Source organism: Streptomyces sp. NPDC004561 (assembly GCF_053602155.1).
This window is the reverse complement of record NZ_JBSGDB010000380.1, coordinates 1-8,560: the sequence shown is the minus strand read 5'-3', so window position 1 is coordinate 8,560 and position 8,560 is coordinate 1. Positions and strand designations below refer to the sequence as shown.

At 70.8% G+C, this 8,560-nt stretch carries 8 protein-coding genes and 1 pseudogene; all 9 read left to right on the top strand.

Going from position 1 to position 8,560, the window contains the following annotated elements; genetic code table 11:
• Positions 1 to 263 precede the first annotated feature (263 nt).
• The 9 genes and pseudogenes from ACWEN3_RS34775 to ACWEN3_RS34735 all read left to right on the top strand — a co-directional run bounded on the left by ACWEN3_RS34775 (position 264) and on the right by ACWEN3_RS34735 (position 8,541).
• Positions 264 to 1,028, top strand: a complete 765-nt coding sequence (locus ACWEN3_RS34775; RefSeq protein WP_452979188.1) for a HipA family kinase — start codon at positions 264 to 266, stop codon at positions 1,026 to 1,028.
• The gene (locus tag ACWEN3_RS34770) at positions 1,025 to 1,474 is read left to right on the top strand and encodes a DUF3037 domain-containing protein (protein ID WP_452979185.1); all 450 of its coding nucleotides are present in this window, start codon (positions 1,025 to 1,027) and stop codon (positions 1,472 to 1,474) included. The genes ACWEN3_RS34775 and ACWEN3_RS34770 overlap by 4 nt, the downstream gene beginning before the upstream one ends.
• Positions 1,475 to 1,621: 147 nt before the next feature.
• Positions 1,622 to 2,383: a 3-oxoacyl-ACP reductase FabG gene (gene fabG, locus ACWEN3_RS34765; protein WP_452979182.1), complete on the top strand. Its 762-nt coding sequence runs from the start codon at positions 1,622 to 1,624 to the stop codon at positions 2,381 to 2,383.
• A gap of 12 nt (positions 2,384 to 2,395) precedes the next feature.
• Positions 2,396 to 3,154, top strand: coding sequence for an SDR family oxidoreductase (locus ACWEN3_RS34760; RefSeq protein ID WP_452979179.1), 759 nt, complete (start codon positions 2,396 to 2,398; stop codon positions 3,152 to 3,154).
• 189 nt (positions 3,155 to 3,343) lie between these two features.
• Complete coding sequence (locus ACWEN3_RS34755) at positions 3,344 to 4,921, top strand: ABC transporter substrate-binding protein (protein ID WP_452979176.1); 1,578 nt, start codon at positions 3,344 to 3,346, stop codon at positions 4,919 to 4,921.
• 91 nt (positions 4,922 to 5,012) lie between these two features.
• Positions 5,013 to 5,696: a uracil-DNA glycosylase gene (gene ung / locus ACWEN3_RS34750; protein WP_452979174.1), complete on the top strand. Its 684-nt coding sequence runs from the start codon at positions 5,013 to 5,015 to the stop codon at positions 5,694 to 5,696.
• A gap of 47 nt (positions 5,697 to 5,743) precedes the next feature.
• Positions 5,744 to 6,175 (top strand): annotated as a pseudogene (locus ACWEN3_RS34745) (NUDIX hydrolase); the annotation flags it as partial.
• Positions 6,176 to 6,220: 45 nt separating this feature from the next.
• Complete coding sequence (locus ACWEN3_RS34740) at positions 6,221 to 7,126, top strand: amidohydrolase family protein (protein ID WP_452979190.1); 906 nt, start codon at positions 6,221 to 6,223, stop codon at positions 7,124 to 7,126.
• A 95-nt stretch (positions 7,127 to 7,221) separates the two neighbouring features.
• Positions 7,222 to 8,541: a lanthionine synthetase LanC family protein gene (locus ACWEN3_RS34735; RefSeq protein ID WP_452979172.1), complete on the top strand. Its 1,320-nt coding sequence runs from the start codon at positions 7,222 to 7,224 to the stop codon at positions 8,539 to 8,541.
• Positions 8,542 to 8,560: the final 19 nt, after the last annotated feature.

Below are 8,560 nucleotides of genomic sequence, written 5' to 3'. Positions count from 1 at the left end.
GTCAGCGCGGCGGCGAGCCCGGCCGCTCCGGCCGCCGCCATGACGGTACGGCGGGCCGGTCCCGCTTCGGGCTGGGGCGATGCGCTGCTCATGTGGGTTCCCTTCCGCGGAGCTTTTCGTGATCTGTCCAGGGGTACGGGCCTCGGGCACCACGTGTTCAGACGGCGCCCGGATCCTTGCGCTCCGCCGATGAGGCGCCGGTGCGCGGAGGCTGTGGAGCGGCCGTCGGCCGGACCCCGCTCCCACCCCAGTAACCTGGGGCGATGCTCAAGGAAGTCACCGCGACCCGGTACATCACGCCCCTGCGTGAGGGCGGCTCGCTGCCGGGGCTCGTCGAAGCCGACGACTTCGGGACCTACGTCATGAAGTTCACCGGTGCCGGACAGGGCCGCAAGACCCTGGTCGCCGAGGTGGTGTGCGGCGAACTCGCCCGGCGCCTCGGCTTCCGGATGCCCCGCCTGGTCACCCTCCGGCTGGATCCGGTCCTCGGACTCGGCGAGCCCGAGCCGCAGGTCCAGGAGCTGCTGCGGGCCAGCGGCGGCACCAACCTCGGCATGGACTTCCTCTCCGGCGCCCTCGGCTACGACCCGCTCGCGTTCCCGGTGAGCCCCGGGGAGGCCGGGCGGATCGTCTGGTTCGACGCGCTGATCAACAACGTGGACCGCTCCTGGCGCAACCCCAACCTCCTCGTGCACCGGGGCGAGCTGTGGCTCATCGACCACGGCGCCACGATGATCTGGCACCACAACTGGCCCTCCGCCGAGGCCTCCGCGGCCCGCCCCTACGACGCCTCCGAGCACGCCCTCACCCGCTTCGCCCCGGACGTCGCCGCCGCGGCGGCCGACCTGGCGCCCCGGGTCACCGAGGACCTCCTCGCCGAGGTCACCGCCGAGATCCCGGACGCCTGGCTCGCCGGCGAGCCGGGCTTCGACACCCCAGACGACCTGCGCCGGGCCTACGCGCGGCCGTTGCTCGCGCGCGCGGCCGTCGTCCACGAGCGCATCACCGGCATCGAGGGGACCAAGTGAGCGAGACCCACATCCACATGGCCGGCCATGTGACCGAGCGTCACATCACCCGGGCGGGCCAGGGCGGCGACCGGGACGTGTTCGAGTACGCGCTGCTGCGGGTCGTACCCCGCGTGGAGCGCGGCGAGTGCGTCAACGCGGGCGTCATCGTCTACTGCCGGGCCAAGGCCTACGTCGGCGCCCGCACCCATCTGGACGAGAACCGGCTGCGCGCCCTCGACCCGAAGGCCGACGTGGCCGGGATCCGGGCCGCGCTCGCGGCCGTGGAGAAGGTCTGCGCGGGCGGGAAGGAGGCCGGACAGGCGGCCCGTGACGACGCCGGGCGGCGCTTCCGCTGGCTGATCGCGCCCCGGTCCACCGTCGTCCAGCCCGGCCCGGTGCACACCGGGCTGACCGACGACCCGGCCGCCGAGACGGAACGATTGCTGGACCTCCTGGTGAGGTAATGGATCACACCGGCGCGGTGTGCCGTTGACACCGCGTGCCAGGGCTTCTAGCGTCACGTGTGCCGAAGGTACTAAGCGGTCGCTCACCGCACCAGGGGCCCTCCGGAAGGGTCACACAGGTTCTCTCAAGGGCGAGGAGAAGCAGCAATGTCCACCACTGAACAGCGGGTCGCGGTAGTCACCGGCGCGGCGCGCGGCATCGGCGCCGCCACCGCCGTACGACTGGCCGCCGAGGGTCGCGCGGTCGCCGTGATCGACCTCGACGAGGCCGCCTGCAAGGACACCGTCGAGAAGATCACCGCGGCCGGCGGCCGGGCGATCGCGGTCGGCGCCGACGTCTCCGACGAGGCGCAGGTCGAGGCGGCCGTCGCCCGGATCGTGGCGGAGCTGGGCGCCCCGACGATCCTCGTCAACAACGCGGGCGTGCTGCGCGACAACCTGCTGTTCAAGATGAGCGTCTCCGACTGGGACACCGTCCTGAACGTGCACCTGCGCGGCTCGTTCCTGATGACCAAGGCCGTCCAGAAGCACATGGTCGACGCGGGCTTCGGCCGGGTCGTCAACCTGTCCTCCTCCTCCGCGCTCGGCAACCGCGGCCAGGTCAACTACTCGGCCGCCAAGGCGGGCCTCCAGGGCTTCACCAAGACCCTCGCCATCGAGCTGGGCAAGTTCGGCATCACCGCCAACGCCGTCGCCCCGGGCTTCATCGCCACCGAGATGACCAAGGCCACCGCCGACCGCGTCGGCATGGGCTTCGACGACTTCAAGAAGGCCGCCGCCACCCAGATCCCGGTGCAGCGCGTGGGCGAGCCGGAGGACATCGCCAACGCCATCGCCTTCTTCACCGGCGAGGCGGCCGGATTCGTCTCCGGCCAGGTGCTGTACGTCGCCGGCGGACCGCTCAACTAAGGGAACGGGTACATGACTTCCGTAGAACTCTCCGGCAAGGTCGCGCTCGTCACGGGCGCGAGCCGCGGCATCGGCTACGGCGTGGCCGAGGCCCTGGTCGCCCGTGGCGACCGGGTGTGCATCACCGGCCGCAACGAGGACGCCCTGAAGGAGGCCGTCGAGAAGCTCGGCGCCGAGCGGGTCATCGCCGTCGCCGGCAAGGCGCACGACCTGGACCACCAGACCGAGGCCGTCGAGCGCACGATGGAGGCCTTCGGCCGCCTCGACTACCTGGTCAACAACGCGGGCACCAACCCGGTCTTCGGCCCGATCGCGGACCTCGACCTGAACGTCGCCCGCAAGGTCTTCGAGACCAACGTGATCTCGGCGCTCGGCTTCGCCCAGAAGAGCTGGCACGCCTGGCAGAAGGACAACGGCGGCGCGATCGTCAACATCGCCTCGATCGCGGGCCTCGCGCCCTCGCCCTTCATCGGCGCCTACGGCGTCAGCAAGGCCGCGATGATCAACCTGACCCAGCAGCTGGCGCACGAGTTCGCGCCCAGGGTCCGGGTCAACGCGATCGCCCCGGCCGTGATCAAGACCAAGTTCGCGCAGGCCCTGTACGAGGGCCGCGAGGAGGAGGCGGCCGCCTCCTACCCGCTGGGCCGGCTCGGCGTGCCGTCCGACATCGGCGGCGCCGCCGCGTTCCTCACCTCCGAGCAGTCCGACTGGGTCACCGGCCAGACGCTCGTCGTCGACGGCGGCCTCTTCCTCAACGCCGGCGTGGGCTGATCAGTAGTTTCCGGGCGCCGATTTTCGGACGGATCGGCGCCCGGGAAACCGTACAGCGGGTGCACAGCCCCATGACAACGTCGTCACCGCTCAATCGATCAAGAAGGCCTGTTTCAGGGGAGGTTCTGGCGCCCAAACGCTGCGGTATGGTCTGCCAACCCTTGGTACGGCGGATCGAGGAGCGTGCGCGTGTTCAACCGGAACCGATTCCTGCGGAGAGTCGCGGCGATCGCGTCCATATCCCTGGTGGCCGGATGCAGTCTGCTGTCCGACGGCGACCCGGGCAGCAAGGGCCCGATCATCGTGGGTACCACCAGCGCCCCCAGCACCCTTGACCCGGCCGGCGCCTGGGACGGCTCGTGGGAGCTGTACCGCAACATCTTCCAGACGCTTCTCGCGTACCCGAACGGCGCCACCACCCCCCAGCCCGACGCCGCCGAGAGCTGCTCCTTCACCGACTCCGGCAGCCGCACCTACCGCTGCAAGCTGCGCTCCGGCATGCGGTTCACCGACGGCCACGCGCTGACCGCCCAGTCCGTGAAGTACTCCATCGACCGCATCCGCGCCATCGACGCCCCCGGCGGCCCCGCCGGGCTGCTCGGCAGCCTGGACCGCGTGGACACGTCGGGCGACCGCGAGGTCGTCTTCCACCTCAACAAGTCGGACGCCACCTTCCCGTTCGTTCTGGCGACCCCCGCCATGTCCATCGTCGACCCGGACGACTACCCGGCCCACACCCTGCGCAAGGACGACTCGGTCTTCGGCTCCGGGCCCTACAAGCTCCAGTCGTACCAGGAGGACAAGCAGGCGGTCCTCGTCCGTAACGGCGACTACCAGGGCTTCGCCGACCGGCAGAACGACGCGGTGACCATCCGCTACTTCCAGGACTCCGCCAGCATGGTCAAGGCGCTGCGCGACAAGCAGATCGACGTCACCTACCGCGGTCTCGCCGCCGACGACATCCTCGCCCTCCAGCAGCACGGCACCTCCGCCCTCCAGCTCGTCGACGGCGCCGGCACCGACATCAGCTACCTGGTGTTCAACCCCAAGGACCCCTGGGCCAGGCAGCCCGCCGTGCGCAAGGCCGTCGCCCAGGTCGTCGACCGGGGCGCGATCGCCCACAAGGTCTACAAGGACACCGTCGACCCGCTGTACTCGATGGTCCCCAAGGGCCTCACCGGCCACACCACCGGCTTCTTCGACGACTACGGCGACCCGAGCGTCCCCAAGGCCCGCAAGATCCTCTCCGACGCGGGCATCCACCAGCGAGTCCCGCTCACCCTCTGGTACACCACCGACCGCTACGGATCCGAGACGGCCCTGATGTTCCAGGAGCTGAAGCGGCAGCTGGAGGGCTCCGGGCTGTTCACCGTCACCCTGAAGAGCCGCCCCTGGAAGACCTACGTGGTCGGCTACCAGAACGGCGAGTACCCCGTGTTCGGCCGCGGCTGGTTCCCGGACTTCCCCGACGCGGACAACTTCATCGCCCCGTTCGTCGGCGAGCACAACGCGCTCGGCACGCCGTACGAGGCCAAGGAGATCACCGACAGTCTGCTGCCCCACTCGCGCGCCGAGAGCGACCGCGCGCAGACGGTCAAGGACATGGAGCAGGCCCAGCAGATCATCGTGGACAACGCCCGGCTGATCCCGCTCTGGCAGGGCCGGCAGTACGTGGCGGCCAGCGACGACATCTCCGGCGGCGAGCAGGCCCTCGACCCCTCGACGATCATGATGATGTGGACGCTCCACCGCAAGACCAGCTGGTGAGGCCCGCGAACGCCCCTTCCGGCACCGGATGTCAGTGGTCGGCTGTAGGTTCTGAAGCCTGCAAGTGACGACACATCGTGAGGACGTTGACGTGACCGACATCGCCATGCTGCCCGAGTCCTGGCGCGGGGTTCTGGGTGACGAACTGCAGCAGCCCTACTTCAAGGAGCTGACCGAGTTCGTCGAGGACGAGCGGGCGAAGGGTCCCGTCTACCCGCCGCGCGAGGAGGTCTTCGCCGCGCTGGACGCGACGCCGTACGAGCAGGTCAAGGTCCTCGTCCTCGGCCAGGACCCGTACCACGGTGAAGGCCAGGGCCACGGCCTGTGCTTCTCGGTCCGCCCGGGCGTGAAGACCCCGCCCTCCCTGCGCAACATCTACAAGGAGATGCAGGCCGAGCTGGACCTGCCCGTCCCGGACAACGGCTATCTGATGCCGTGGGCCCGGCAGGGCGTCCTGCTGCTCAACGCGGTGCTCACCGTCCGCGCAGGCGAGGCCAACTCGCACAAGGGCAAGGGCTGGGAGAAGTTCACCGACGCCGTCATCCGCGCGGTGGCCGACCGTCCCGACCCCGCGGTCTTCGTCCTCTGGGGCAACTACGCCCAGAAGAAGCTTCCGTTGATCGACGAGAGCAGGCACGTGGTGGTCAAGGGCGCGCACCCCTCGCCGCTGTCCGCCAAGAAGTTCTTCGGTTCCCGTCCCTTCACCCAGATCAACGAGGCGATCGCCCACCAGGGCCACGAGCCGATCGACTGGCGGATCCCCGACCTGGGCTGACCGGTCGCCCGGGGCCCGGCGCGGCCGAGCCCCCTAAGCTGACGCTCATGTCAGAGGATGATCGCCCCATCGAGGTGGACGCCGGCGTCGAGATACCGGCGCCCGCCGACGGTGAGACCTGGACCGTCGGCGCCGTGATCCTGAACCACCGCGGTGAGGCCTTCGCCCAGCGACGCGGCGCCGGCCGGCGGCTGTTCCCCGACACCTGGGACATCGTGGGCGGCCACGTCGAGCCGGGAGAACTCCTCCTCGAGGCGCTCGCGCGCGAGATCGAGGAGGAGACCGGCTGGCGTCTGCGCCGGGTGTGCCGGCTGCTGGGCGTCTCCACCTGGACCGGCGACGACGGCGGCGGACCGCGGCACGAGGCCGACTACCTGGTCGAGGTCGACGGGGACCTCGACCACCCGGCACTGGAGTGGTCCAAGCACTCCGCCTACGGCTGGTTCGGCCCGGCCGCTCTCCACCGGCTCAAGGAGAACCGTTCACCGGGGGAGTTCCTGATCCACGACCTGGTTGCGAAGGCCCTGGAAACAGCGACGCCACAGGCCGCCGTGACCGACGAGGCCGCCGAGGTCCGCGCTTTCTGGTCCCGGCTCGGCCTCCCCGGTCTGATCGACGTCCACACGCACTTCATGCCCGAACGCGTCCTGGACAAGGTGTGGGCCTACTTCGACAACCTCGGACCGCTGACCGGCGGGCTCGAATGGCCGATCACCTACCGGCACGAGGAGGCGGAACGAACGGCCCGGCTCCGGGAGTTCGGCGTCCGTGCCTTCACCTCGATGCTCTACCCGCACAAGCCCGGCATGGCCCGCTGGCTGAACGGATGGGCGGCCGACTTCGCCCGCCGCACCCCCGACTGCCTGCACACCGCCACGCTCTACCCCGAGCCGGGCGTGGAGACCTACGTCCGCGAGGCCGTCGAGGCCGGCGCGCGGGTGTTCAAGGCGCATGTACAGGTGGGCGCGTACGACCCGGCCGACGAACTCCTCCAGCGGGCATGGGGTCTGCTGGCCGAGGCCCGGATCCCCGTGGTGATCCACTGCGGCTCCGGGCCGTCGCCCGGCAAGCACACCGGCCCCGAGCCGATCACGCGGGTACTGGAGCGCCACCCGAACCTGCGGCTGATCGTCGCGCACATGGGCATGCCCGAGTACGAGGAGTTCCTCGGCCTCGCGGAGCGGTTCGGGCAGCTGAGGCTGGACACGACCATGACCTTCACCGACTTCGCCGAGGGATTCATGCCGTTCCCCCGCCGGGCCCTGCCCCGGCTCGCCGGGCTCGGCGACCGCATCCTGCTCGGCTCCGACTTCCCCAACATCCCCTACCCCTACCTGCACCAGCTCCAGGCCCTGGAGCGGCTGGATCTCGGAGAGGAGTGGCTGCGGGCGGTGTGCCACGACAACGCGGCCGGGCTGTTCCGGCTCTGAGCCGTGGCCGTCCGTCGAGGGAACGGCCCCGAGCCCTCAGCCGGCCCGACGGTCCGACCGGCGGGCTGTAGCGTGACCGGATGGTGAGGAGCGACGTGTATCGGGACGTGGGCGAGGCCGCCTGGTCGTGGGTGCTGGAGCAGGTACGCGAGGACGAGGGGCCGTGGCTGCCGGAGGCCGTGCCGGAGGACGGCCCGGTGGCGTCGGGACCCGCGAAGGACCGCGACTCGCTGTACGCGGGGATCGCCGGCCTGGCCCCCGTGCTGGCCGAGATCGCGCAGTACCGGGAGCTGACCGCGCGGGAACAGGCCCTGGCCACCGGCATCGTGACCAGGCTGTCCGCACAGGCCGAGGACAGGACGGAACCGTCGTTGTACGACGGCCTCGCGGGCGACGCCATGGCGTTGAGGCTCCTCGCCCCGGGCGAGGAGACGACCCCGCTGCGGCGGCTGGCCGGCCTGGCGACCTCCGTGGGATGGAAGACCACGCTCGCATTCGAACCCGGTTCCGACGCGCCCCTCACCGACATCATCATGGGCACCGCGGGCGTGGTGATGACGGCGGTCTGGTCGGACAGCGAGTTCACGAAGGCGATCGCGACCACGGGCGGCGAGGCCCTGCTGCGAGCGGCGGACCGCACGGAGGCGGGCCTGGACTGGGCCATGACGCCGACCACCGAGTGGCGGGCGCCGAACTACTCGCACGGCACCGCCGGGGTCGCGGCCGCACTGGCGGTGGCGGGCGCCGCGCTGGACCGGAACGACTTCGTCGAGGCGGCGGTGGAAGGGGCCCGACACGTCCTGTCGGTGGGCTCGTTGGACGACGGCGGCTTCGTCGTTCCGCACACGATCCCCCCTTCGCGCCGGGAGGTGGAACCGGTGACGTACACGTGGTGCCACGGTCCGGCCGGTACCTCGCACCTCTTCACGGCGCTCGCGCACGCGGGGGTCACCGAGGTGGGGGGCTTCGACGTCGGAGAACTGCGCCGGCGCTGCCTGACCTCGATCCTCACGTCAGGGCTGCCGGAACGCCTCCGTCCCGGCTTCTGGGACAACGACGGCCGCTGCTGCGGAACGGCGGGTGTCGGGGACGTACTGCTCGACGCGGCCCAGGACTGCCGGGAACCCGCAAGGCGGGAGACCCTGATGCGGGCGGCGCACACGATGGGCGACGCGCTCGTGGAGCGTGCCATCAGGGATGAACAAGGCGCCCGTTGGCGCTTCCTGGAACACCGCAAGGACCCACCGCTGCTGCCTCCCGGAACGGCCTGGATGCAGGGTGCGGCAGGCATCGCGGCCTACCTCCTGCGCCTCGCCCGCTGCGCCGAGACCGGCCCGGACGCCCTCGTAGTGGACCGCCCGGACCAGTGGTGGGCCGTGCCGGCACACCTGCGCCGCACGGCGATGCGCGGATGACGGTGCGACCGGGCTCGGC